The sequence below is a fragment of the Bradyrhizobium sp. USDA 4502 genome (assembly GCF_054063355.1).
This window is the reverse complement of the sequence record NZ_JBSSGF010000001.1, coordinates 3,459,969-3,484,428: the sequence shown is the minus strand read 5'-3', so window position 1 is coordinate 3,484,428 and position 24,460 is coordinate 3,459,969. Positions and strand designations below refer to the sequence as shown.

The window sequence follows — 24,460 nt, the reverse complement described above, 5'->3', positions numbered from 1 at the left end:
CCGTCACTCGCCCTTCAGCCGCTGGCCCTCCTGGACCCGCACCCGGTCGGCGCCGCGGCTGCCGGCCGAAGACAGCCGGAGCGTGCTGAGCACAGCTCCCCCCACGGCAAAGCCGACGCCGACCATCAGCGAGATCCGGGTGCCGTCAGCCGGATAGCGCGCCAGCAGCAGCGCCACCAGAGCGGCGCCGATGGTCTGTCCGAGCAGGCGCGCGGTCCCTAACATGCCGCTGGCGCCGCCCGACCGCTCGCGCGGAGCGGCGGCGATCATGGTGCGGTTATTCGGGGTCTGGAACAGGCCGAAGCCGGCGCCGGCGAGCGCCATGCGCCAGATCACGTCGATTGGCGTCGCGTTGGCCGGCATCAAGGCCAGCGTGCCCAATCCCGTCGCGAACAGCAGCAGGCCGATGCCGCCAAGCAGGCCGGCCGGATAGCGTTCCACCAGCCAGCCCGCGAGCGGTGCGGCGAACGCGACCGCGATCGGCCACGGCGTGATCAACAGGCCGATCTGAACCGCCGAATATCCGAAATGGTTTTCCAGATAGAACGGCATCGCGACAAAGGCCAGCATCTGGCCGCAGAACGAGGCGATCGAGGTGCCGATCGAGAGTGCGAAGATCGGAATCCGCAGCAGGTCGACGGGCAGCAGTGGCGAGGGCAGATGCTGCTGCCGCCGGTACAGCAAATGCGAGGCGACCGCGGCGACCGCGAACTCCAATGCGCAGAGATACAGCGACCCGCCATGGCCGGCGCTGTCGATCGCGCTGATGCCGAACCCGAACGCGATGGCGCTCAGCGCGGCGCTCTGCCAGTCGAAGGCGTGAACCGCCGGCCTGGTGTGCGGCAGGAAGCGCCAGCCCAGCGCCAGCGTGACGATACCGAGCGGGACATTGATGGCGAACAGATACGGCCAGGTCCCGACCGCCAGGATGAACGAGGCGATGGTCGGGCCGACCGCGGCCGAGATCGCGACCACCAGCGCGTTGACGCCGATGCCGCGGCCGAGCAGCGAATGCGGATAGATGAAGCGGACCAGCGCGGTGTTGACGCTGAGGATGCCTGCAGCGCCAAACCCCTGCAGGATGCGGGCGACCGTCAGCAGCGGCAGGGTGTGCGACAGCGCGCAGAACAGCGAGGCCAGCGTGAACAGCAACAGCCCCGCCAGATAGACGCGGCGGTAGCCGATGATTTCGCCGAGAGAGGCCAGCGGCAGCAGCGAGATCGTGATCGCCAATTGATAGCCGTTGACGATCCAGATCGAGAACGCGGGGCTAGCGTTCAGATCCCGGGCAATGGTCGGCAACGCAACGTTGGCGATCGAGCCGTCGACGACGGCCATCACGAGGCCGAGCGCGATCGTGAGAATGGCCCAATTGCGCTGCGGCTGCGGCAGCCCGTCGGGATGCTCAATGATCGCGGACGACATGTCGTGGAGTGGCTCTCGGTTCCGGCGTTGCGGGGATTACCGCATGCTGGATTAGCCCGGCCTTTGCAACCCCGAATGCCGGATGCCGGCCGCGACCGAAACGAAGGCTCCGAGCCGAGGCGGCTCAGCCCTGGCCGAGCAATTCGTTGATGCGGCGCTGCAGCTGCCGCTTCTTGATCTCGCTGCGGCGGACCCGCTCGTCGAGATCGCTGACCGGCGTGTCGGAAGTCATGATCCGGAAGGCGAGGCCGACCTTGTTGGCCTGGCGCCAGATCAGACGGGCCAGGAACGAGCGGCCCTTGCGTGCGACGCTGAGATTCATCTCTTCGGGCAAGTGCGCGGCATGGCTAAATTCAACGCAGGCACCGCCTTCGCTGATGTTGCGGACGACGCAATCCATCGTCGAGCCGCGTTCATTGATCTCCGCAACCGCACCATAGAACACCTTCTCGCGTACGCTCTGGCGCCGGTCCTGCATGGGAAATCCTCCAAATGAACGGCACGACTGTACCGGTCCGCCCCAGCGAAAAGAAGGGCGCCGGGGAACCCGTTGCAGTTAGTGTAAATATTTGCATCCGTGAGGGCGTGGATTCCCGGCTATTTTGCGCCGCAAGAGACCTATGGCTTCCCTCGAAAAGCTTTAGTTCGGCAGCCGGCTTTGCCGCCAGTCGCGCGGCGACAGGCCGTAGTGGTCGCGGAACACGCGGCCGAAATGCGAGAGATCGTTAAAGCCCCAGGCGAATGCAATCTCGCCGATGTGGCGATGCGCGTGCGCTGGTGAGGCGAGGTCGCGCTTGCAGCGCTCCAGCCGCTGCGCCAGCACGAAGCGCTGGAACGAGGTGTCCTCGTCGGCCAAAAGGCTGTTGACGTAGCGCGGCGAGATGCCGAGCGCGGCGGCGGTCTCGGTGAGGTTGAGCTCGGGGTTCGGCAGATGCGCAAGCACATGCGCCTTCAGCCGGTAGAGCAGCGCGGAGCGGTGGGTCGAGGCGGGCAGCGCGGCGCCGCCGAGTCGCTCGCTCATCGCCATCGCCAGCAGGTCGGCGGCCTGGTCGGCAAGGCGGATCGCGTTGTCAGGATCGAGCTTGTCGGCGATCTCGGAGAGCCCCGCGATGAACTGCCAGGCGAGCCGCTGCACGGGACGATCCGATGTGAACGTGGCCGCAGTTAAGCCCTGGGTGCCGGCAAAGCGCCGGTGCAGCATGGCGCGCGGCACCTGGAAGATGGTCTGCGTGAAGTCGGCGTTGAAGCGCAATTCATAGGGCCGGGTGGTGTCGTAGAATGCGAACTCGCCGGGCTGGATCACGGTCTCGCGGCCGTCCTGCACTACGGCGCCCGCGCCACTCCGGCCGAGGGCGAACAGAACAAAATCCTCGCTGGCGCGAGCGATCCGCGACGGGGTACGCAGCACCCGTTGCCGGCTCGACGAGACGACCGAGCATTTCACCGCGCCCAGCTGCGCGCTGGTGATGGCGCCGTGGAAGGCGGTGCCGAGGTCGGACTTGCAGTCGAGCTGCACGAACACGTCGCAGACGATGTCCTGCCAGAGCGCAAGGCGCCGATGGGTGGGCGCGTCTTCCGTGGTGAACAGCGCCGGCATGATTTCCTCCCTTCACGAGTGCAAACGCTGGCCACGCAAACAAAGCAAGCTTCATACCGGGGACGGCCGGGGAATCTCCTCCGCAGTCGAATTTTCCTTCCGTCCTGGTCGAACGGCGTGCCCGGTCCCGGGGCAGCATGATGTCAGAGGCCGCCATGGCCGATCAAGCACGAACCGGCCGGAAGCGTCGGCCGCGAGGAGGACATCATGGGCATCGAACATCCGAAATACCGCGTTGCGGTGGTGCAGGCCGCACCAGCCTGGCTCGACCTCGACGCCTCCATCGCCAAGTCCATCGCGCTGATCGAGGAGGCCGCCGCCAAAGGGGCGAAGCTGATCGCGTTCCCCGAAGCCTTCATCCCTGGCTATCCCTGGTACATCTGGCTGGACTCGCCGGCTTGGGCGATCGGGCGCGGCTTCGTGCAGCGCTATTTCGACAACTCGCTGAGCTACGACAGCCCGCAGGCCGAGAAGCTGCGGCTCGCGGTGAAGAAGGCCGGCATGACCGCGGTGCTCGGCCTGTCCGAGCGCGACGGCGGCAGCCTCTACCTCGCGCAATGGCTGATCGGGCCCGACGGCGAGACCATCGCGAAGCGGCGCAAGCTGCGGCCGACCCATGCCGAGCGCACCGTCTATGGCGAGGGCGACGGCAGCGACCTTGCGGTGCATGACCGTCCCGGCATCGGCCGGCTCGGCGCGCTGTGCTGCTGGGAGCATCTGCAGCCGCTGTCGAAATACGCGATGTACGCCCAGAACGAGCAGGTCCATGTCGCGGCTTGGCCGAGCTTCTCGCTGTACGATCCGTTCGCGCCGGCGCTCGGCTGGGAGGTCAACAATGCGGCCTCGCGGGTCTATGCGGTCGAGGGCTCGTGCTTCGTGCTGGCGCCCTGCGCCACGGTCTCGCAGGCGATGGTCGACGAGATGTGCGACCGCGACGACAAGCACGCGCTGCTGCATGTCGGCGGCGGACATGCCGCGATCTACGGGCCGGACGGCAGCTCGATCGCCGAGAAGCTGCCGCCCGAGCAGGAGGGCCTGCTGCTCGCCGATATCGATCTCGGCGCGATCGGGATCGCCAAGAACGCCGCCGATCCGGCCGGGCACTATTCGCGGCCCGATGTCACGCGTCTGCTGCTGAACAAGAAGCCCTCGAAGCGCGTCGAGCATTTCGCGCTGCCGCTCGACGTCGAAGAGATCGACGCGGCCGCGAGCTGAACAGACTACGGGCATGATCTTTTCGGAAAACCGCTTCGCACTTTTCCGGATCATGCCTTGGGCGACATCGAACCAGAGGCGACTGCCATGGAATCCGCCATTCCTTCTCATCTGCAGACAGCCCGGTCGCGTCATCGGCGTGTGCCCGACGATTACGCGCCGCCTTATCCGTCCTTCGTTGCGCGCCACAAGCCCGCGATCACGCGCGTGATCATGGCCTATTTCGGCGTGCAATATCGCGGTGAGCGGAGCGCGGCGGCGAACGAGGCGCTGGCATCGATCGCAAAACGCTTTGCCGGCGAGAACGGCCCGACGCATTGGGACCGCGCACAATATGTCGACCAGGCTGGCTTCACCAACGTCGTCTCGGTCGCCTATTGGGACGATGCCGGGCGTTTCGACGCCTGGTTCGACGGCGCGCGCGAGGCCTGGACCGGCAGCGGCGCCAGCGACGGCGTCGGCCGCTTCATCGAGGTGCTGCGGCCGCATGTTGCGCGCTACGAGACGCTGTTCTCGTCGCTGGGCCGTCCGGAGGGTGTCGCGGTGCTCGCCGACGGCATGAGCGGAGAGGTGCAGGAGCATGCCTATTGGGGCGGCATGCGCGACCGTATCCCGCTGTCGCAGACCGACGCGATGACGCCGGGCGGCGAGCCGCGCGTGATCCGCGACGGCGCACGCATCCGTGTGGTCGCGCATGACAATCTCTGCCTGATCCGTTCCGGACAGGATTGGAGCGATACCGAGGCAGCGGAACGCAAGATGTATCTCGACGATGTCGAGCCGGTGCTGCGCGAGGGCATGGATTTCCTGCGCGACGACGGTGTGCCGATCGGCTGCTATGCCAACCGATATATGCGCGTTGTCGATGCGGAGGGCAGGCCGACCGAAAAGTCTTACGGCCAGAGCTGGTGGAAGAGCCTTGCGGCACTCGAGCGCTGGGCGGAATCGCACCCGACCCATGTCAGGATTTTTGGCGCGGCGATGAAGTATCTCTCGACCTTGGGGCCGAACGCCAAGCTCAGGCTGTATCACGAGGTCACGTTGGCAGGCGCCGACGAGCAGTTCTTCGAATATCTCGGCTGCCATGAACGGACCGGCATGCTCACCGCCGTACAGGTCGCCCGAGCGACGACACCTTGAGCTGGCAAAGTGCTCGTATCTAGCGCCGAGCCTTACGCAACGCGCTCGCGCAGGCCCTTGGCGACTTCCTTCTGCGCGTCGAACTCGCGGCGCAGGCGGGCCAGCTCCTCGGCGCTGAGCGCATCGGCGTTGCTGTAGTCGCGCTTCCAGGAAGCATCCTCGCTCCAGCGCAGCGGTGACTGCACGGTGGTCTGCGGACCGGGCGCCTGCTCAAGCACGCGCAGCGCCAGCTCCAGCGTGAACGCCTGCGAGGCGACGTCCTGCGGCTTGCCTGCGGAATTGCCGAGCGGGAAATCGGAGAACAGGAAACGCGGCACCGCGGCATGCTCGACGATATCCTTGGCGCAGCCCATCACGACCGTGGAAATCCCGTTGGCCTCGAGATGCCGCGCCACCAGGCTGACGGTCTGGTGGCAGACCGGGCAGTTCGGCACCAGCACCGCGGCGTCGACCTTGTCGTCACGGCAACGCTTGAGGATTTCGGGCGCGTCGGTCTCGATGGTGACGCGGTGGCTGCGGTTGGTCGGCGCGCCGAAGAAGCGCGGCGCGACGTCGCCGATCGTGCCGGCCGCGGCGAGGCGCTTGAGCTGTGCCAGCGGGAACCAGGTGCCGCTGTCGGTCGCCGTGGTGTGGGTGCGGTCATAGGCGATGTGCGAAATCCGCAGATCGTGCTGCTTTGACGTGTCGCCGTCATAGGCCGCATAGAACTTGGCCCCGCCGTTGTATTTCGCGCCGGGACCCTGGTCGCCCCGTGCCGGATCGAACGGCGCCGCGGTCGTGATGATGGCGACCCGGGACTGGTTCAGCGACCTCTTCAAGGGCTGGAACGGGGCGGAGGTGTAATGCGCCCACCGGTAGGGAGTGGTGTAGCCTATCGCCGCGTAATAATCGCGGGTCCGCTTCATATAGCCGATCGGGGCGTCGTCGTCGGGGGCAAAGCCGAGTTGATCGTCGGATGCTGCGGCCATTTTGCGCTCCCTTTTGCGCGCCATCATTTCAGTCCATAGCTAGACCACGAGCTTGCGGTGTCAAGCCGCGCCCGCACGGGAACAGAATTGCCATGCGAACCGGTCGTTGCGCCGCATTGGTCATGCTTGTGCCTGCTGGTGCCGCCGGCCCGCGTCGGCGCGGAGGACGCTCCGGCCGCGGCCGCGGCGCCGCCGCCTGGCGCCGAGCAGCCGGCAGCGCCGCCCCCGGATAAGCCCGCTGAGCAGCCCGCGGCCGCGCCGGCGGAGCCGCCTGCGCCACCGCCGGGAGAGCAGGCCGCACCATCGGCCGACAAACCTGCCGCGTCCCCGGCGGATACGCCCGCAGCGCCGGCCGAGAAGCCCGCGGCGGCGACCGACAAGCCCGCGGACGATGTGCGCGAGAGCGACACCCGCGAGGCGATGTGCCTGATGATCGAGTCGGCGGCGCGGGCCAACGATCTGCCGCTCGAATTCTTCGCGCGCGTGATCTGGCAGGAGAGCCGCTTCCAGGCCGATGCGGTTGGTCCGATGACGCGCAACGGCCAGCGCGCGCAGGGCATCGCGCAATTCATGCCGGGCACGGCAAACGAGCGCGGGCTGCTCGATCCGTTCAATCCGGTGCAGGCGCTGCCGAAGTCGGCCGAATTCCTCAGTGAGCTGCGCAACCAGTTCGGCAATCTGGGCCTCGCGGCGGCGGCCTACAATGCCGGCCCGCGCCGGATCCAGGACTGGCTCGCCGGCTCCGGATACATGCCGCAGGAGACGCGCAATTACGTCTCCGCGATCACCGGCTCCAGCGTCGACAACTGGGCCGCCGCCGGGCGCAACGGCAAGATGCCTCAGCGCGCGCCGACCAAGAGCTGCCGCGAACTGATGGCGTTGCTGAAGCGCGCGCCGAACCCGTTCGTCGCAGGGCTCGAGCAGCACGTCACGCTGTCGGCGGCCAAGGTGTGGGGGGTCCAGCTCGCCGCCGGCTTCAGCCGCGACAAGGCGCTGGCGATGTATGCCCGCGCCATCAAGCGGCTGTCGAATGTGATCGGCGATCAGGATCCGAGCCTGCTTTCTTCGCGGCTGCGCACCCGCGGCAGCGCGACCTTCTACCAGGTGCGCATCGGCGCCGACACGCGCCCCGAGGCCGACGGCCTGTGCAACCGCATCCGCAAGGCGGGCGGGGCGTGCTTCGTGCTGAAGAACAGGGCGTGATTGCGTGGATCGGTGGCCCGGATGAAGCGAAGCGCAATCCGGGACAGCTCTCGCCGGTTGCAAGAGCGGCCCCGGATTTCGCTGGCGCTTCATCCGGGCTACCAAGGCGCATACCCGCCCTGTGCCGTCTCTTGCTTGACCCTGCGTTGTCAGCGCCCTAAGCCGCCGCGATTGCAAAACCATCCGGTTCCCCGTGGCGCTTCCTCCGCTCGATTCTCCGCAATGGCACACCTCGTTCCGCGCCTTCCTGTGGGGCGCACGGTCGATCGGCGCGACCGTGCTGACCCTGGTGCTGTTTGCGACCTATCTCGGCATCGGCGCGCTGGCGCATGATTCCGGCTTCTCGCTGGGCTGGACCCTGGCGAGCACGGCGTTCGTCTGGGCCGGTCCCGCGCAGATCATCGTGATCACGACACTCGGCTCCGGCGCCACCGTGCTGCAATCGGCGATCGCGGTCACCGTCAGCGCGATCCGCCTGTTTCCGATGGTGGTGTCGGTGTTGCCGATGATGCGCACCGAACAGACCAAGCGCCGGCATCTGATCCTGGTGGCGCATCTCACCGCTGTGACGCTGTGGGTCGAATGCTTCCGCTTCCTGCCGCAGGTGCCGCGCAACCGGCGGATCGCCTTCATCCACGGGCTCGGCTGCGGCCTGGTCACGGTCTGCCTGATCGCCAACACGATCGGCTACATGCTCGCGGCCAACCTCACGCCGCTGTTCGCCGCCGGCATGCTGATGCTGACGCCGCTCGCCTTCCTGTTCTAGACCGCACGCAATTGCCGCGAGCTCGCCGATGTCATCGCGCTGGTGCTTGGCCTATTGCTGTTCCCGCTGGCGGCGATGCTGAACAGCGGCGTCGACATCCTGGTCAGCGGGGTCGTCGCGGGCACCATTGCCTATGCCGTGCACCGGGCGAGGACAGGCATCATCGGGGCGCGCGCATGAGCGGTTTAATCGGCGACTGGCACGCGCTCGCGATCCTGTTCGTCGCGGGCGTCATCCCCAACCAGATCTGGCGCATGCTCGGCCTGTGGTTCGGCGGCGGCATCGACGAGAACTCCGAGCTCTTGGTCTGGGTGAGGGCGGTCGCCACCGCGATCCTCGCCGGTATCATCGCGCAGATCGTGGTGCAGCCGCCGGGCGCGCTCGCCAGCGTGCCGGACTGGCTGCGCTACGGCGCCGTCGCCGCGGGCTTTGTCGTGTTCATGCTGGCGAGGAAATCGATCTTCGCGGGCGTGATCGCGGGCGAGATCGTCATGATCGCAGGCAAATACTGGCTCGGCTGATTGCGGCGTCCGCATTATCCGCTACTCTCGCTCCCCAAGAACAAGACAACGGGGAAACGGCATGCAGCGGCGCGCATCATCGCTATTCATTGTTGCTCTGACGGCGTTGCTGGCGGCGACGCTGCCGGCGCGCACCGGGGATTATCCGACGCGGCCGATCAAGCTCGTGGTGCCCTATGCCGCGGGCGGGCCGACCGACGTGCTCGGCCGCATCGTCGGCGAATATCTCGGGCGCGATCTCAAGCAGGTGGTCGTGGTCGAGAACAAGGCCGGTGCGCAGGGCGCGATCGGCGCCGAGGCCGTGGCGCGCTCCGATCCCGACGGCTACACGCTGTTCGTGACGGCCGCCTCGATCTTCGTGCTCAATCCGATGCTCTACAAGAAGCTGCCCTACGATCCGGCCAGGGATTTTCACCTGCTGTCCGTCATCACGGACGCGCCGATGATCATGGAGGTGCACCCGTCGGTGCCGGCGAGGACGATCGCGGAGTTCGTCGCTTACGCGAAGAAGAATCCCGGAAAACTCAATTTCGGATCGGCGGGCACCGGCGGCACGGTTCATCTCGCCGGCGAGATGTTCAAGCAGATGGCCGGCGTCGAGATGACCCACGTGCCGTACAAGGGCGCAGGACCCGCGCTGACCGATCTGCTGTCCGGCAACATCCAGCTGATGTTCGACACGCTCGGCACCGCGCTGCCGCCGGTCAAATCGGGCATGCTGCGGCCGCTCGGCGTCAGCTCGACGGAGCGCATCCCCGATTTGCCCGATCTGCCGACGATCGCCGAGAGCGGCTATCCCGATTATGCGGTCAGCGTCTGGTATGGTATCGCAGCGCCGTCGAGGGTGCCTGACGACATCGCCGACAAGATCAAGGCGAGCCTCGACCGGGCCTTGAACGACGAAGCGTTCCGCGCTTCGCTGCTCAAGATCGGTTTCCCGCCGCTGCGCGCGAAGAGCCAGGCCGAGATCGACAAGTTTGTGAATACCGATCGCGCGCGATGGGCGGGCGTGGTCAAGGCGCTGAACATATCGCTGGATTGACACATGGTACGTGAAATGGAACTGCGCCAGGGCGAGGTGGCCGTCGACATGCCGACGGCGCGCGATGCCGGGCTCGTCTTCATCGGCCGCATCCGCACGCCCTGGACCTCGCGGCTGGCGACGCCGCGGCAGGGGCGGCATGACGGCCCGGTGTGCCGGCTCGAGATTTTCGAGCCCTGGGTCGCCGCGATCAAGGGCGTCGATTTCTATTCAAATCTCGAGGTGCTGTACTGGCTGCATCAGTCGCGCCGCGACATCGTGCTGCAAAGCCCGAAGAACAACGGCAACACCCGCGGCACTTTCTCGCTGCGCTCGCCGGTGCGCCCCAATCCGATCGGCACCTCGGTCGTCAAGCTGGTCGGCGTCGAGGGCAACGTCATTTTGGTGCGCGGCCTCGACTGCCTCGACGAGACGCCGCTGATCGACGTCAAGCCCGACCGTTGCGAGTTCACCCCGCTCGCCCCGCCGCAGGCCGGGGACTTCGATACGGAGTAGAATCTCTCAACCGTCATTCCGGGGCGATGCGAAGCGCGAACCCGGAATCTCGAGATTCCGGGTTCGCGCTCCGCACGCCCCGGAATGACAGCGGTGGGATTACTTCAACGCTGCGCTCAGCTTTGCCGCGCTCGCCTCCAGCACCTTGCCATCTTCCTTGTGGCTCGCAGGCGGCAGCAGTGCGACACCGTCCTTGCGTGGCATGACGTGCATGTGCAGATGGAATACGACCTGGCCACCGGCGGGCTCGTTGAATTGCTGCACCGTGATGCCGTCGGCTTCGAACGCCTTCATCGCGGCGGCGGCGATCTTGTGCGAGGCGCGCGCGACATGGGCGTAGTCGTCGGGCTTGATGTCGAGGATGTTACGGGCAGGGGCCTTCGGAATGACGAGCGTATGCCCCGGCGAGCGCGGCATGATGTCGAGGAAGGCGAACACGTGCTCGTCTTCATAGACCTTGTAGCAGGGCAGCTCGCCGCGCAGGATCTTTGCGAAGATGTTGTTGCTGTCGTAGGCGGCGGGCATGGTGGCGGCTCCTCGATGATGCTGCTTTTATTGCCTAGGTGGCGGCGGAGACGTCAAGCGTCGTCGTCGACCGTCTTGCGGAACGGGCCGGCCTCGGCGAGCTCACGGCCGACCTCGGCGACATAGTCGCGCTCGCGCTTGAGGTAATCGGCGATCGCCCGGCGCAGTCCGGGGTCGGCGATGAAATGCGCCGAATAGGTGGTCTGCGGCAGGTAGCCGCGCGCCAGCTTGTGCTCGCCCTGCGCGCCGGCCTCGACCACCTTGAGGCCGCGCTGAACCGCGAAATCGATCGCCTGGTAGTAGCAGACCTCGAAATGCAGGAACGGGTGGTGCTCGATCGCGCCCCAGTTGCGGCCGAACAGCGTGTCGGAGCCGATGAAGTTGATCGCACCGGCGATCCAGCGGCCGTTGCGCTTGGCCATCACCAGCAGCACGTCCCGGCTCATCGTCTCGCCGATCAGCGAGAAGAATTCTCGGGTCAGATACGGCCGGCCCCATTTACGCGAGCCGGTCTCCATGTAGAACTCGAAGAACGCATCCCAGGCGTCCTCGGTGATGTCCGAGCCGGTCAGCCAGTGGATGGTGATCCCGGCGGCGACCGCCTCGCGGCGCTCGCGCTTGATGCCCTTGCGATGGCGGGAGTTCAGCGAACCGAGAAAGTCGTCGAAGGTCTTGTAGCCCTGATTGTGCCAGTGGAACTGCTGGTCGGTCCGCTGCAGGAAACCGTGGGCGCCGAGGAACCTGGCCTCGTCCTCGCGGGCGAACGTCACATGCACGGAGGACGCCTCGGTGGCGTTGCAGAGCGCCCGCAGGCCCCGCGCCAGCGCCGAGCCGATCACCTCGCGGTCGACGCCGTCGCGGATCAACAGCCGCGGCCCGGTCGCGGGCGTGAAGGGGACCGACACCTGAAGCTTCGGGTAATAGCTGCCGCCGGCGCGGTGGTAGGCCTCGGCCCAGCCGCGATCGAACACGTATTCGCCCTGCGAGTGCGATTTCAGATAGCAGGGCACGACGCCGACGATCCGGCCATCGAGCTTCGCGATCAGATGCCGCGGGCCCCAGCCGGTCCGCGGGCAGGCCGACTTGGAGGCTTCGGCGGCGGCAAAAAAGGCGTGGGAAACGAATGGGTTATAGCTCGAACTTGCGGTGGTCTGGCAATCCTTTGCGGAACCGGGCGAGGCCAGCGTGTCGAGGTGATGGATGCTGTCCGCATCCGCCTTGGGATTGGCGCAGGCGTCCCATTCGGCGGCCGGAATGCCGCCGATGTCGGCTACAGCCTCTAGGGTGATTTCAGAAGACGCCATCGAGAATGAAGACCGGTGCCTCGTTTGAGCGTGATCTTTCCGGAACAGCTGGCTCCACTTCCGGATCATGCCCCGCATTCCGCCATCGCCGATGACGGCCAACCCTCGCCAACATCGTGCGTCGCAGCGACGAGTTCAAGACTGCAAGGGCATGTCTCGGACATGTCAGGTTTCCGGCACGAACCCCTCGAAGATCATCTGGTCGGCGTAGCGCGCCGCGCGCTCGCGCTGTTCCACCGTCCGCACGGTCCAGGCCAGCAGCGGACAGCCGAACACGTTGCGGGCGATCCACGGCTCCGGCGCCGGCAGCTGGTTGACCCAATAGGCGACGAAATGCGGCTCGGTCGTAAAGCCGTGCCGCAGGTACAGCATGCTGTCGCGTTGCGCCGGCGTCAGCTTGTCCCAATGGCCGTCGTCATAGGTGCGCTGGGCGGTGATGCCGCGCGGCAGGTTCGGCATGATCTCGCGCAGCGCCAGCACCTGGTCGGGATCGAAGGACATGCCGACCACCGGGCCGGAATACGACGCCAGCACCTCGGCCATCCGCCGCACCAGCTTGCGGTCGCCGTCGAAATGGCTCTTCACCTCGACCACCAGCGGCACGCGGCCGGCGACCAGCGCGCAGAGATCGCCGAGCGTCATCATCTGCTCGGCGGTGTCCTTGAACTTGACGGCCTTCAGCTCGGCCGCGGTCCTGGTTGCCAGCAGGCCCGCCCCCTCGGTGAGGCGGCCGAGCGCATCGTCGTGGTGCACCATGGCCTCGCCGTCGGCGGTGAGCTGGATATCGCACTCGATGGCGAAGTTGCCGGCGACCGCGGCGGTGGCCGCGGCCGGCATGTTCTCGATGATACCGCGCGCTGCATCATGCAGGCCGCGATGGGCGACCGGCCGTTTCGTCAGCCAATCAGGAGCGCGCATCGATCAGGCGACTTCGAACACGCCTTCGACTTCGACCGCAGCGTCCGCGGGCAGCGAGGCGACGCCGACGGTGGTGCGGGCATGGCGGCCCTTGTCGCCGAATGCTTCGACCATCAGGTCGGAGGCGCCGTTCAGCACCTTCGGCCCGTCAAAGAAGTCGGGCGCCGAATTGATGAAGCCGCCGAGCCGCACCACGCGCACGACCTTATCGAGGTCGCCGAGCGCGGCCTTGATCTGGGCCAGCAGGTTGATTGCGCAGCCGCGCGCGGCAGCGGCGCCCTGTTCGAGCGTGACGCCGGCGCCGAGCTTGCCCTTGGCGATCAGCTTGCCCTCGGCGTTGAAGCAGACCTGGCCCGACACGAACAGCAGGTTTCCGCTGCGGACGAAGGGGACATAGTTTGCGACCGGGGAGGTCGGCTCGGGAAGTGTGATGCCCTGTGACGCCAGTTTTTGTTCGACGGTACCCGCCATCTTTTGGTCCCCCAATTGGATTGCACGAAGCCTGAAACGCGGTCAGGGCCAAGTTTGTTTCGATTGTTTCGCGCATCATGCCGCCGGTTGCAAGCGACGGTAAGGTGAGGACAACGCGGCCATGAGGTGCCGAATCGCACGGAAAGCTGCCGAAAATGACGGCATTTTCGCTGCGTACATTGCCATTTTGTCAGACTTGCCCCAGTTGCGGCGCAATACCACCGTCACTATTGTGGCGAATCCCTGCCTCCTTGAGGAAACCATATGACCCTGCCGTTCCGGACTCCGTCGCGTGCCCTGGTGTTTGCGATCGCCGTTGCCGCAGGATCCGGCCTGGTTCAGGGGTCCGCAGTCGCTGCGGCAAGCGGGCCGTTTCTCGCGCATCAGGCGCTCTACGACCTCAGCCTGGTGAAGTCGCGCGGCTCCAACTCGGTCAGCGATGCGCGCGGGCGCATCCTCTACAATTTCTCCGGCAACTCCTGCGAAGGCTATACCTCCGAATTCCGCCAGGTGTCCGAGCTCGACAGCGGCGAGGGCAAGGTGACGCTGTCCGATCTTCGCTCCACGTCCTGGGAGGACGCGTCGGGCAAAAGCTACCGCTTCAAGATCGATACGCGGATGAACGACAGCGAATCGTCGCCGGTCGACGGCATCGCCGAGCGGGTCGGCGATCATATCACCGTGAAGCTGACCCAGCCGGTCAAGAAGACGTTCAATATCGACGGCAAGATCGTGTTCCCGACGGAGCAGATCCAGCACATCATCGCTGCCGCCCGCGACGGCAAGTCGGTACTCGAGCAGACCGTCTATGACGGCTCCGACAACGGCGAGAAGATCTACAACACGCTGACCGTGATCGGCCGGCCGATCACAGGCGACCGCGCGCCGTCATCACCCGATCCGTCGACGGCGAGCAATGCGATGAAGACCATGACGCGCTGGCCGGTGACGGTGAGCTATTACGACAGCGACGCGCGCGCGAAGGACGGCGAGCAGACGCCGGTCTACGCGATGTCGTTCGAGCTGTACGAGAACGGCGTCTCCCGCGCGCTGGTACTGGACTACAACGATTTCGTGATCTCGGGCGCGCTGGACAAATTCGACGTCAGGGATTCCAAGCCCTGCAAGTGAGGGCTGGCTATCGCCACCCACACAGCGTCGTCCCGGGCAAGCGAAGCGCGACCCGGGACCCATAACCACAGGGTTGAATTGTTAAAGGGGCTGTGGCCCCAACGTCGCGCAACAATCACCTTCGGTGGTTATGGGTCCCGGCTTTCGCCGGGACGGCGGCGGAGCAAGCCCGAGCACTCCACGACACCGCACTGGCCTGAACCGTCCGACACGAGTACGCTTCCCTAAACACGCGTGTCAGGGAGGCACCTCATGAGCGAGCTCGACCATCTTCGCCCCAGCGGCCTGCATCACAATCCGGCTTACTCCCACGTCGTCGTCGCCTCCGGCGCGCGCACGATCTACATTTCGGGACAGGTCTCCGTCGACGAGGAGGGCCGCGTGGTCGGCGCCGGCGATCTCGCCGCGCAGACGACGCAGGTGATGCAGAACATCGGCATGGCGCTGAAGGCCGCCGGGGCCAGCTATTCCAATATCGTCAAGATCACGACCTTCGTCGTCGGCTACAAGCCGGAGCTCCGCCCGATCATCGGCAAGGCACGCTCGGCGTTCTTTGAGGGCATGGAGCCGCCGGCCTCTACGCTGGTCGGCGTCACCGCGCTCGCGGCGCCGGAATGGCTGATTGAGATCGAGGCGGTTGCGGTCGCGGATTGAGGGGGGCATCGTGACGCTGAGTACCGTCACCCTGAGGAGCGCGCATCGCGCGCGTCTCGAAGGGCGACGGCCCGAGTCTTTCCGGTCATCCTTCGAGGCTCGCCCCGCTCGCACCTCAGGATGACGTCAACGATGAATTACTCCTCCGCGCTCTTCTGCGGCCCCTCATAGGCAATGCCCCTGATCACGGCGGCATTGCCGAATTTCTTGCGCAGATTGTCCATCGCGCGTTCGGCGTGCGCCGAGCGGCGGTCGAGCATGTCGGAATCGTTGGCCTGCGCGCCCGGGCGCAGCGCGCTGACGCCGGTGCCCATCAGGCGGAAGGCGGTGCCGTCAATTTCCTTCGCGAGCATCTCGCGCGACACCGCAAAGATCTTGGCGGCAAGCTGGGTCGGGGTCTGGATCGATTGCGAACGGGTACGCTGGCGGAAGTCCGCGGTCTTCAGCTTCAGCGTGATGGTACAGCCCGAGAGCTCGCTGGTCTTCAGCCGCGCCGAGACTTTCTCGGACAGTTTCCAGAGCAGTCTTTCCAGCGTTGCGAAGTCGCGGATGTCGGTCTCGAAGGTGGTCTCGCTCGAGATCGTCTTGGCGCCGCGATCGGCCACCACGCTGCGGTCGTCGATGCCGCGCGCGAGCCGCCACAGCCGGCGGCCTTCGCTCGCGAACTGCTTCATCAATTCGTTCTCGTCGGCGCGCTGCAGGTCGGCGATGATGCGGAAGCCGCGCTGCACCAGCTTCTCCTGGGTCGCAGGGCCGACGCCGTAGATGAAGCCGACCGGTTTGCTGGCGAGCATCTCGCGCGCCTCGTCCTGGTCGAGCGCGGCAAAGCCCCTCGGCTTGTCGAGGTCGGAGGCGATCTTGGCGAGGAACTTGTTGCAGGACAGCCCGACCGACACCGTGATGCCGATGTCGCGCTCGACATCGCGGGCGAATTTGGCGAGCACCTTGGCCGGGATCATGCCGTGGACGCGCTGCGTGCCGGCGAGATCGAGGAAGGCTTCGTCGATCGACAGCGGCTCGACCAGCGGCGTCAGCGCCTGCATCGCCTGCCGCACCTCGCGTCCGACCCGAACATACTTCGCCATGTCCGGCGGGATCACGGTCGCGTCCGGGCAGAGTTCCAGCGCCTTGAACATAGGCATCGCGGAGCGGACGCCGTAGGTGCGGGCGATATAGCAGGCGGCCGACACCACGCCGCGCTTGCCGCCGCCGATGATGACCGGGCGATCGGCGATCTCGGGATTGTCGCGCTTCTCGACGGTGGCATAGAACGCGTCGCAGTCGATATGCGCCAGCGCCAGCGCGGGCAGGGCGCGATGACGCACCAGCCGCGGCGAGCCGCAATGGCTGCAGCGCTTCACCTTGATATCGAGATCGCCGAGGCAGTCTCGGCAGAAACTGAGGGGGCCGTCGGAAGCTGCCGCTGCCGTCGTCACGGCACGTCGCGCTCCCATTTCGGGTCGCCCAGCGCCTGATGGGCGGCGGCGATATTGGTCGGATGCAGTTCCGAGGCCTTGGCAAACGCCTTCACGGTGGCGTCGTCGCGCATCACGAAATCGAGCACGCTCGCAAGAAATTGAGGGTTGGACGCGGCGTTCCGCAGCGTCTCTGGACCGATTCCGGTTTCAGCCAGGAACAGGCCCAGCCGCTCGGGATCGCCGGCAATGAAGCCGAGCGCCTGAATCGCAACGATTTCAGCAACTTCCCGGGGGTTGTGAACAGGCTTTTTCAACGCGCCGGTTTGCCTTTCCGTTAACTTATGGTCTCTATTGAGAGGCCCATCATGCCCGAGTCTTCCTCATGTGTTCAAGCAACGGAAACCACGCTGCGGAAGTTGGACTTCGGGTTAACGGGTTAGAGCGATTCTGGCGCTAGTTTGAATTCACATTTTCGACGCGCCCCGAGCGCGGTGCGTGAGGTACCGCAGCCGGGCCCGTCTCCTGGGTTTGGGAGGGACGGGATGGCCAAAACCGTCCTGATCGTGGAGGACAACGAGCTCAACATGAAGCTCTTTCGCGATCTGTTGGAAGCGCACGGCTATCAGACTTCGGGCACCAGCAATGGCTTCGAAGCGCTCGACCTTGTCCGCAAGCTGCGCCCCGACCTGATCCTGATGGATATCCAGCTACCCCAGGTTTCCGGTCTCGAGGTCACGCGCTGGATCAAGGACGATCCCGATCTGCGCGCGATTCCGGTGGTCGCGGTCACCGCCTTCGCTATGAAGGGTGACGAAGAACGCATCCGCGAGGGCGGGTGCGAAGCCTATTTGTCCAAGCCGATCTCGGTCGGCAAATTTATTGAGACTGTCCGACGCTTTATCGGATAGGGGAGTTGTGGTGCAATGTCCGCGCGTATCCTCGTGGTCGATGACGTTCCGGCGAACGTCAAGTTGTTGGAAGCCCGTCTGTCAGCCGAATATTTCGATGTGCTGACTGCCTCCAACGGGACTGAGGCACTGGAAATTTGCGCACGCGCCGAATGCGACATCATCCTGCTCGACGTCATGATGCCCGACATGGACGGCTTCGAGGTCTGCCGCCGGCTGAAGTCGAATCCGGCGACCCATTTCATTCCGGTCGTCATCGTCACCGCGCTCGACAGCCCGGCCGATCGCGTGCGCGGCCTTGAAGCCGGCGCCGATGACTTCCTGACCAAGCCGGTGTCCGACGTCGTGCTGATCGCGCGCGTGCGCTCGCTGACGCGGCTGAAAATGATGACCGACGAATTGCGCATGCGCGCCATCACCTCGCTCGAGATCGGCATGCAGGCGCCCGAGCGCAGCGCGATCGCCGACAAGGGCACCGGCGGCCGCATTCTTCTGGTCGACGACCGGCCGTCGTCCTACGAGAAGCTGGCGCCGATCCTCTCGGCCGAGCATACCGTCGACGTCGAGATCAATCCGTCGGAAGCCTTGTTCCACGCCGCCGAGGGCAATTACGACTTGCTGATCGTGTCGCTCAGCCTCGACAATTACGACGGCCTGCGGCTGTGCAGCCAGGCCCGCTCGCTGGAGCGCACGCGCCAGGTCCCGATCCTCGCCATCTCGGATGCCGACAACAACACGCGGCTCATGCGCGGGCTCGAGATCGGCGTCAACGACTACCTGCTGCGTCCGGTCGACAAGAACGAGCTCTTGGCGCGTGCGCGCACGCAGATCCGCCGCCGCCGCTACACCGATCATCTGCGCGACAATGTGCAGAACTCGATCGAGATGGCGATCACGGATGCGCTGACCGGTCTCAACAACCGACGCTACATGGAAAGCCACCTCGCGACACTGGCGGAGCAGGCCTCGATCCGCGGCAAGCCGCTGGCGCTGATGATCCTCGACATCGACTACTTCAAGGCGATCAACGACACCTACGGCCACGATGCCGGCGACGACGTGCTGCGCGAATTCGCCGTCCGTATCCGCAAGTCGATCCGCGGCATTGATCTCGCCTGCCGCTATGGCGGTGAGGAGTTCGTCATCGTGATGCCCGAGACCGACTTGCATGTCGCCGGGATGGTCGCCGAGCGGCTGCGCCGCTCGATCGCGGGCGAGCCCTTCACCGTCGACAAGGGCGGCAAGCGGATCACCGTCACGATCTCGATCGGTCTCACCACGCTGGAGCGCAAGGGCGAGCAGGTCACCGATGTGCTCAAGCGCGCCGACACTGCGCTCTATCGCGCCAAGCATGACGGCCGCAACCGCGTGGTGTCTGCGGCAGCGTAGCGCGATCTCGTAGCCCGGATGCAGCGAAGCGCAATCCGGGGTATCGCGCCGCTTGCACCAGCTTCCCGGATTTCGCTGCGCTCCATCCGGGCTACGAAATGCCCTTAGCGGCCGCGTCTCACCGCGTCATAGGCCATCCGCTTGAACTCGAACGAGAACGGATGGACGAACGCCATCTGGCGCTGCGCCATCATCACGCCGGCGATGCCCGTTTTGGGCGAAATCCACCACTGCGTGCCTGCGACACCGCCCCAATAGAGCTCGCCGGCGGCGTCGGGATGATCGATCGGGGAGGGGTTGAGGATCAATCCGCCGGCGAGGCCGTAGGTCTTGCCGGGCTGCTCGCCCATCATCGCGAAGCGGATCCATTGGCCCGGTGTGAGCTGGTTGGTCATCGCCTCTGCGATCGTCTCCGGCTTCAGCAGCGTCGGACCGCCGGGCAGCAGGCTGCGGATCAGCGCGACCATGTCATGCAGCGTCGAGACGAGGCCGCCGCCGCCATTGAAGCGCGGCACCGGGCGCAGATAGGCGCCAGGATAGGGCGCGTTGTCGGTGCGCGTCAGCCCGGGCTTCATCGGGTCCATCAGATCGGCGCCGGCGTAATAGGCGACGAGCCGGTTGTGATCCTTCTCCGGAACATGGAAGCCGGTGTCGACCATGCCGAGCGGATCGAGGATGCGGGCCTTGATGAACTTGTCGAACGGCTGGCCGCTCACCACCTCGACCAGCCGTGCGACCACGTCGATGGCAACGGAATATTCCCATGACGAGCCGGGATGGAACACCAGCGGCAGATCGGACAGACCGTCGACCATGTCAGCGAGCGTCGTCATCGGATTGAGGATCTTGCGCTCGTTGTAGGCCTTGAAAATCGGTGTGCCCGGATCGAACAGGCCGTAGCTGAGGCCGGCTGAGTGGCTCAGCAGATGGCGAATGGTGATCGACCGCTGCGCCGGCTCGGTGTCGTCGACCGACGTCGCGCCCGGCCGCAGCACCTTGCGGTTTCTGAGTTGCGGGATGAAGGTCTCGATCGGATCGTCGAGCCGGAAGCGGCCTTCCTCGACCAGCAGCAGCACCGCGCAGGAGGTGATCAGCTTGGTGTTGGAGAAGACGCGGAAGATGTGATCGGTGCGCAGCGGAATCTGCGCTTCCTTGTCGGCCCATCCGACGCAGCCCGTGTCAGCGATGTCGCGCCCGACCAGAACCGTCCAGGAGATGCCGGACAGGAGATCGTTGTCGATGTAGCGCTGCATGGCCGCGCGCGCCGGCGCGAAATCATAGCCGGTGGCCGTCACCTTCAGATCTTCCATGGTCGTTTCCCCTGTTGTGCCGCAAGTCTTCTAAGTAGCAGGTCTTCGCGCGGTCGCTGCCAATCTCGCCGGACGGAATATCCAGCCGGGAATGCCGTGGCCTGCGGTCGGTGTTAACAACCAAACCTGACTTCCGCACGCAACCGGATTTATCCGGCGCGTTTCTTGCCGGCGGGGGCGGGGCTGCCGACCTTGACGCCTGCATTTGCCAGCAACACGCGCGCGGCTTCCTTGGCCGCGCGCGCCATCGCCGGATCGTCGCGCACCAGATCCTGCGCGATCGAGCCGTCGACCAGCAGCGTGAGCTGGGTCGCAAGTCCCTCGGCATCGGCGACGCCGAGCCGCCGCAGCAGATCGCGAAACCAGAGCCGGCGGCTTTCCTTGAAGGCGATTGCGATGTTCCTGAAGGTGCGATCCTCGTCCTCCGGCCCGAGCTCGGCCACCGCGTTCACGAACGGGCAGCCGCGAAAGTCCTTCGCCGAGAAGCGCCGCTCCAGCGAATCGAAGGTTGCGAGAATCTGCTCGGCCGGCGGCTTGTCGGAGGGACGCGGCTGCACGAAGCGGCGTTGCAGATAGGCTTCTATCAGCGCGTCCTTCGACGGGAAGTGGTTGTAGAGCGTGCGCTTGCTGATGCCGATCTCGGCCGCGATGGTGTCGACGCCGATGGCGCGAATGCCCTGCAGGTAGAAGAGCTTGTCGGCGGTCTCGAGGATCCGCTCCTTCATGGTCTGTTTGGGAGGCGGGGAAGCCATGCGCCAGCCGTGATCCTCTTCGCTTGACAGTCAGCCCCCTGTATAGCCTAAGTACACAGGTCTGTGTAACCAAAACATGCATGAATCGCAGGCCATGGCACGCGTGCCGTGCCGTTATGGGAGAATAAGAACAATGCCCCTGTTGCAGGTCCTGCGTCCCACCCTTCCCATCCTGATCGGCGCCTCCATCATGCTCACGCTGAGCATGGGGCTGCGGCAGAGCCTCGGCATCTTCATGCAGCCGCTGACGCACGACATCGGCATCTCGATATCCCACTTCACGCTGGCGCTCGCGGTGCAGAACCTCGCCTGGGGTTTTCTGCAGCCGGTCGCCGGCGCGATGACGGTGCGTTACGGCTTCCGCCCGATCATGGTGGTCGGCGCGCTGGCCTACATCGCGGGCCTCGTGCTGATGACGACGGCGCATGGGCTCGTTGCCATCATGATCGGCGCCGGTGTCCTGATCGGCCTTTCGCTCGCCTGCACCGCGAATGCGATCGCAATGTCGGTCTCGGCGCGCGCGGTGCCGGAGACGGTACGCTCGACAGTGCTCGGCATGGTCTCCGCCGCGGGCTCGCTCGGCGCGCTGCTGTCGGCGCCGATCGGCCAGATGCTCAATGAGGGTTTCGGTTGGCGCGTCGGACTTGCCGGTTTTGTCATTCTCTCGATCTTCATGATCCCGGCGGCGTTGTACGCCGGGCGCGTCGACAAGATTCCGCTGCCGAAGCCCGCTGGCGACGACATCGGCAACGCCACCGCGGCGACGGCGGCGAAGACCGCGTTCGGCAACGCACCCTTCGTGGTGATGACCTGCGCCTACATGGTCTGCGGCATGCAGCTCGTCTTCCTCACCACGCATCTGCCGTCGTATCTCGCGATCTGCGGGCTCGATCCGATGCTGAGCGCGCAGACGCTCGGCATGATCGGCGGCTTCAATGTGCTGGGCTCGCTGTTCTTCGGCTGGGCCGGCCAGCGCTGGAACAAGCTGGCGCTGCTCGGCGCGATCTATATTCTGCGCTCGCTGGCGCTTGCCTGGTACTTCATGCTGCCGGCAACGCCGGGCTCGACGCTGCTGTTCGGCGCGATCATGGGCTTCCTCTGGATGGGTGTCGGTCCGCTGGTCGCGGGCGCGGTGGCCGAGATGTTCGGCTTGCGCTGGCAGGCGATGATCCAGGGCCTCGCCTTCATGAGCCACCAGGTCGGCAGCTTCCTCGGCGCTTACGGAGGAGGGCTGATCTACGACTCGCTCGGCTCCTACACCATGGCCTGGCGCATCGGCGTCGCGCTGGGCCTTGCCGGCGGCATCATCCAGCTCGCCTTCGCGCTGATCCGGCCGGCGCAGCCGCCGCTGCTGAAGGCCGCTTAGCAGAATCCCTGCGAAGCTGGCGGCTGCTCCTTGCGAGGGCAGTCGCCAGATGCTGCCTAGTTTTTGACCGGCCACTTGCCGCAAGAGCGTGCAATGGAGCGCGATGCTGTTCCGGCCGCGGATCGAAGCGATAGCGTTTTCAAAGTGTTACGCGGCGCGCAGTGGTGGCACGAATCTTGTTTCAATTTGGCTAGAAATCGTGCCGGAAACCCTCGCTGAGGGTTCCGGCCTGGGGACTTTGGGAAGGGCTGGCCGCGATGGGGCTAGTCGCCGTCATTCTCCAGCCATCCGCGCACCACGGCCTTTGCCGCGCCGCCGAGCAGGAGGCCCTTGTGCCCTGCGTCGGGCCTGATGCCGCTGCGACTTCGCTGCATCCGGCCACCCGCACCGCGGCACTTCGAGACATCCCGATAGCCGGACGCGCGCTGTCCTTCGGCGCTCACGCTGCGAACGCGCCGCGCCCATTCCGAACGCCAGCATTTCTCTTGTGATGGGAGGTCGATGATGGAGTCTGCGACACACACGCGCCAGAAGCTCGTGAGAATCGTGGTTGCCTTGTTGGGCGTGGCGTTCCTTTGCCTGCTGTTCAACGATCTCGCGCTGGCCGAGGATGCGGCGGCGCCGCCTGCCTGTGGCGGCAAGATTCTCGAGAAGTGCACGCCGAATTCCGGCGACACCGCCTGGATGCTCACGTCAGTCGCGCTCGTCCTGATGATGACGATCCCGGGGCTCGGCCTGTTCTATGGCGGCATGGTGCGCAAGAAGAATGTCGGCGATACCGTGATGACCAGCTTCGCGGTCACCTGCCTGGTCACGATCCTGTTTGCCGTCCTTACCTACAGTCTGGCGTTTCGTGCCGGCACGCCGTTCATCGGCGGCCTCGATCGCCTGTTCCTCAAGGACATCCTGAGCGACATCGGCAAGGGAGGCATCGGCAATCCCAATCCGCTCGCTGCGACGATCCCCGAGTCCGTTTACATCTGCTTCCAGATGACGTTCGCCATTATCACACCGGCGCTGATCGCCGGCGCGTTTGCCGAGCGCATGAAGTTCTCCGCGATGCTCTGGTTCATCGGGCTGTGGGCGATCTTCGTCTATGCGCCGATCGCGCACTGGGTCTGGGGCCCTGACGGCATATTCTCGGCCGGCAACGACGCTGCGTATGTCAAGGTTCTCGATTTCGCCGGCGGCACCGTTGTGCACATCAACGCCGGCGTCGCGGGCCTGATGTGCGCCATCATGCTCGGCAAGCGCGTCGAGACGGGGCCGGCGCACAATATGGTGCTGACCTTCATTGGCGCCTCGCTGTTGTGGGTCGGCTGGTTCGGGTTCAACGCCGGCTCCGCTGTCACGGCCGGAATGCAGGCGGGCATGGCCATGCTGGTGACCCAGATCGCCACGGCGGTGGCGGGCTTCACCTGGATGCTGGTGGAATGGGCGTTGAAGGGCAAGCCGACCGTCGTCGGAATCTGCTCGGGTGCCGTGGCGGGCCTCGTCGCGATCACGCCGGCCTCCGGTTTCGTCGGGCCGGTCGGCGCTTTCGCGATCGGCATCGCCGCCGGCGTCTGCTGCTACTGGGGATGCACCGGCTTGAAGCGCATGTTCAGCTACGATGATGCGCTGGACTGCTTCGGTGTCCATGCCCTTGGCGGCATCGTCGGAGCGCTGCTGACCGGGGTGTTCGCGGTCGAGCAGTATGGTGGAACGGCAGGTGTTCTGGAAGGAAATCCCGGGCAGTTCCTCAATCAATGCATCGGCGTCGCGACGGTTTTCGTGTATGATGCCGTGGTGAGCCTGATCATCCTGTTCGTGATCAATCTCTTCGTCGGGCTTCGAGTGACGCGGGACATCGAGCGCGAAGGGTTGGATCTGGCACTGCACGGCGAGGTCGTGCAGTAGACTTTGGCGGCATTCCGCGCAGCCAGCGATCTTCGCCGGCTGG

At 65.6% G+C, this 24,460-nt stretch carries 24 protein-coding genes and 1 pseudogene; 13 read left to right on the top strand and 12 right to left on the bottom strand.

Translation table 11 applies throughout. From position 1 onward, the window contains the following. Nucleotides 1-3: 3 nt before the first annotated feature. The 3 genes from ACVW1B_RS16060 to ACVW1B_RS16050 form a co-directional block, all read right to left on the bottom strand. The gene (locus ACVW1B_RS16060; RefSeq protein WP_456821777.1) at nt 4-1,425 is read right to left on the bottom strand and encodes an MFS transporter; all 1,422 of its coding nucleotides are present in this window, start codon (nt 1,423-1,425) and stop codon (nt 4-6) included. Between the two features lie 124 nt (nt 1,426-1,549). Continuing rightward, entirely contained in the window at nt 1,550-1,903 is a 354-nt protein-coding gene (locus ACVW1B_RS16055; protein WP_092078248.1) for a PilZ domain-containing protein, read from the bottom strand. A gap of 162 nt (nt 1,904-2,065) precedes the next feature. Next, the gene (locus tag ACVW1B_RS16050) at nt 2,066-3,022 is read right to left on the bottom strand and encodes an AraC-like ligand-binding domain-containing protein (protein ID WP_456821776.1); all 957 of its coding nucleotides are present in this window, start codon (nt 3,020-3,022) and stop codon (nt 2,066-2,068) included. 207 nt (nt 3,023-3,229) lie between these two features. On the opposite strand from ACVW1B_RS16050, the gene ACVW1B_RS16045 reads away from it, so the two are divergent. Both ACVW1B_RS16045 and ACVW1B_RS16040 read left to right on the top strand, forming a co-directional pair. Continuing rightward, nucleotides 3,230-4,237: a carbon-nitrogen hydrolase family protein gene (locus ACVW1B_RS16045; RefSeq protein ID WP_456821775.1), complete on the top strand. Its 1,008-nt coding sequence runs from the start codon at nt 3,230-3,232 to the stop codon at nt 4,235-4,237. An 87-nt stretch (nt 4,238-4,324) separates the two neighbouring features. After that, complete coding sequence (locus ACVW1B_RS16040) at nt 4,325-5,377, top strand: phenylacetaldoxime dehydratase family protein (RefSeq protein ID WP_456821774.1); 1,053 nt, start codon at nt 4,325-4,327, stop codon at nt 5,375-5,377. 32 nt (nt 5,378-5,409) lie between these two features. On the opposite strand, the gene ACVW1B_RS16035 is transcribed toward ACVW1B_RS16040, so the two are convergent. Then, a complete protein-coding gene (locus tag ACVW1B_RS16035; protein WP_456821773.1) occupies nt 5,410-6,345 on the bottom strand; it encodes a glycine/sarcosine/betaine reductase selenoprotein B family protein in 936 nt (311 codons plus the stop codon). A gap of 138 nt (nt 6,346-6,483) precedes the next feature. Here ACVW1B_RS16035 and ACVW1B_RS16030 point away from each other — a divergent pair, with 138 nt between their 5' ends. The 5 genes and pseudogenes from ACVW1B_RS16030 (at nt 6,484) to tsaA (ending at nt 10,372) form a co-directional block, all read left to right on the top strand. Continuing rightward, nucleotides 6,484-7,548, top strand: a complete 1,065-nt coding sequence (locus ACVW1B_RS16030) for a transglycosylase SLT domain-containing protein (RefSeq protein WP_456821772.1) — start codon at nt 6,484-6,486, stop codon at nt 7,546-7,548. Nucleotides 7,549-7,741: 193 nt separating this feature from the next. Continuing rightward, nucleotides 7,742-8,494: pseudogene (locus tag ACVW1B_RS16025) on the top strand (AzlC family ABC transporter permease). Beyond that, on the top strand, nt 8,491-8,835 hold the full coding sequence (locus ACVW1B_RS16020; protein WP_456821771.1) for an AzlD domain-containing protein: 345 nt from the start codon (nt 8,491-8,493) through the stop codon (nt 8,833-8,835). The pseudogene ACVW1B_RS16025 and the gene ACVW1B_RS16020 overlap by 4 nt, the downstream one beginning before the upstream one ends. 61 nt (nt 8,836-8,896) lie before the next feature. Next, on the top strand, nt 8,897-9,877 hold the full coding sequence (locus ACVW1B_RS16015) for a Bug family tripartite tricarboxylate transporter substrate binding protein (protein WP_456821770.1): 981 nt from the start codon (nt 8,897-8,899) through the stop codon (nt 9,875-9,877). Nucleotides 9,878-9,880: 3 nt separating this feature from the next. Beyond that, nucleotides 9,881-10,372 (top strand): tRNA (N6-threonylcarbamoyladenosine(37)-N6)-methyltransferase TrmO, encoded by a 492-nt coding sequence (tsaA, locus tag ACVW1B_RS16010; protein ID WP_253608344.1) that lies wholly within the window; start codon nt 9,881-9,883, stop codon nt 10,370-10,372. A 99-nt stretch (nt 10,373-10,471) separates the two neighbouring features. Here tsaA and ACVW1B_RS16005 read toward each other — a convergent pair whose 3' ends face one another. The 4 genes from ACVW1B_RS16005 to ACVW1B_RS15990 form a co-directional block, all read right to left on the bottom strand. Continuing rightward, a complete protein-coding gene (locus ACVW1B_RS16005) occupies nt 10,472-10,897 on the bottom strand; it encodes an HIT family protein (protein WP_168857445.1) in 426 nt (141 codons plus the stop codon). A gap of 53 nt (nt 10,898-10,950) precedes the next feature. Next, nucleotides 10,951-12,201 (bottom strand): GNAT family N-acetyltransferase, encoded by a 1,251-nt coding sequence (locus ACVW1B_RS16000; protein WP_141342746.1) that lies wholly within the window; start codon nt 12,199-12,201, stop codon nt 10,951-10,953. Nucleotides 12,202-12,366: 165 nt separating this feature from the next. Continuing rightward, complete coding sequence (locus ACVW1B_RS15995) at nt 12,367-13,119, bottom strand: glycerophosphodiester phosphodiesterase (protein ID WP_456821769.1); 753 nt, start codon at nt 13,117-13,119, stop codon at nt 12,367-12,369. Nucleotides 13,120-13,122: 3 nt separating this feature from the next. Continuing rightward, nucleotides 13,123-13,590, bottom strand: a complete 468-nt coding sequence (locus ACVW1B_RS15990) for a RidA family protein (RefSeq protein WP_016845428.1) — start codon at nt 13,588-13,590, stop codon at nt 13,123-13,125. A 264-nt stretch (nt 13,591-13,854) separates the two neighbouring features. Here ACVW1B_RS15990 and ACVW1B_RS15985 point away from each other — a divergent pair, with 264 nt between their 5' ends. After that, complete coding sequence (locus ACVW1B_RS15985; RefSeq protein WP_456821768.1) at nt 13,855-14,721, top strand: cell envelope integrity EipB family protein; 867 nt, start codon at nt 13,855-13,857, stop codon at nt 14,719-14,721. A gap of 252 nt (nt 14,722-14,973) precedes the next feature. Continuing rightward, nucleotides 14,974-15,375 (top strand): RidA family protein, encoded by a 402-nt coding sequence (locus ACVW1B_RS15980; RefSeq protein ID WP_456821767.1) that lies wholly within the window; start codon nt 14,974-14,976, stop codon nt 15,373-15,375. Nucleotides 15,376-15,512: 137 nt separating this feature from the next. Here the strand turns inward: ACVW1B_RS15980 and ACVW1B_RS15975 are convergent, their stop codons facing one another. Both ACVW1B_RS15975 and ACVW1B_RS15970 read right to left on the bottom strand, forming a co-directional pair. Next, complete coding sequence (locus ACVW1B_RS15975; RefSeq protein WP_141342744.1) at nt 15,513-16,829, bottom strand: DNA polymerase IV; 1,317 nt, start codon at nt 16,827-16,829, stop codon at nt 15,513-15,515. Beyond that, nucleotides 16,808-17,107 carry a DUF3572 domain-containing protein gene (locus ACVW1B_RS15970; RefSeq protein ID WP_456821766.1) on the bottom strand — a complete coding sequence of 100 codons (300 nt, stop codon included), beginning with the start codon at nt 17,105-17,107 and terminating at the stop codon, nt 16,808-16,810. Before ACVW1B_RS15970 ends, ACVW1B_RS15975 begins: the two co-directional genes overlap by 22 nt. 228 nt (nt 17,108-17,335) lie before the next feature. Between ACVW1B_RS15970 and ACVW1B_RS15965 the strand changes: the two genes are divergently transcribed. Together ACVW1B_RS15965 and ACVW1B_RS15960 are read left to right on the top strand one after the other, a co-directional pair. Then, complete coding sequence (locus tag ACVW1B_RS15965; RefSeq protein WP_028336390.1) at nt 17,336-17,701, top strand: response regulator; 366 nt, start codon at nt 17,336-17,338, stop codon at nt 17,699-17,701. 15 nt (nt 17,702-17,716) lie between these two features. After that, nucleotides 17,717-19,090, top strand: a complete 1,374-nt coding sequence (locus ACVW1B_RS15960) for a PleD family two-component system response regulator (protein WP_028336389.1) — start codon at nt 17,717-17,719, stop codon at nt 19,088-19,090. A gap of 104 nt (nt 19,091-19,194) precedes the next feature. On the opposite strand, the gene ACVW1B_RS15955 is transcribed toward ACVW1B_RS15960, so the two are convergent. Together ACVW1B_RS15955 and ACVW1B_RS15950 are read right to left on the bottom strand one after the other, a co-directional pair. Continuing rightward, the gene (locus ACVW1B_RS15955) at nt 19,195-20,400 is read right to left on the bottom strand and encodes a serine hydrolase domain-containing protein (RefSeq protein WP_456821765.1); all 1,206 of its coding nucleotides are present in this window, start codon (nt 20,398-20,400) and stop codon (nt 19,195-19,197) included. A gap of 149 nt (nt 20,401-20,549) precedes the next feature. Beyond that, entirely contained in the window at nt 20,550-21,152 is a 603-nt protein-coding gene (locus tag ACVW1B_RS15950; protein ID WP_057020800.1) for a TetR/AcrR family transcriptional regulator, read from the bottom strand. Between the two features lie 133 nt (nt 21,153-21,285). Between ACVW1B_RS15950 and ACVW1B_RS15945 the strand changes: the two genes are divergently transcribed. Further along, complete coding sequence (locus ACVW1B_RS15945) at nt 21,286-22,518, top strand: MFS transporter (RefSeq protein WP_456821764.1); 1,233 nt, start codon at nt 21,286-21,288, stop codon at nt 22,516-22,518. Between the two features lie 501 nt (nt 22,519-23,019). Beyond that, nucleotides 23,020-24,417 (top strand): ammonium transporter, encoded by a 1,398-nt coding sequence (locus ACVW1B_RS15940; RefSeq protein WP_274612836.1) that lies wholly within the window; start codon nt 23,020-23,022, stop codon nt 24,415-24,417. Nucleotides 24,418-24,460 lie beyond the last annotated feature (43 nt).